Raw genomic sequence first — 201 nt, forward strand, 5'->3', positions numbered from 1 at the left:
AACAACATAACAAAGGGATATATCAATGAGAATAAAAAAGAAAGGTTTTTCTTTACTGGAATTGATTCTGGTATTAGCGATTGCATCAGCAGTTTCGTTTATGCGTTTTCAGGATCTAAAACATGAACAGGAAAATACGCAGGCCAAAATAGCAGGAGAACAAATCAGGCAGCTTGGCGAGGCGGTAAACAGTTATATCAG

The 201-nt window shown here is 37.3% G+C and carries 1 protein-coding gene; it reads left to right on the top strand.

Annotated features, from left to right (window positions below; translation table 11 throughout):
- Positions 1-25: 25 nt before the first annotated feature.
- On the top strand, positions 26-201 hold a 176-nt coding region (locus tag ACSZO4_RS26060; RefSeq protein WP_437891958.1), incomplete at its 3' end, for a type II secretion system protein.

Origin of the sequence: Phytobacter sp. V91 (assembly GCF_965644225.1) — a bacterium.
GTDB lineage: Bacteria > Pseudomonadota > Gammaproteobacteria > Enterobacterales > Enterobacteriaceae > CBFFRJ01.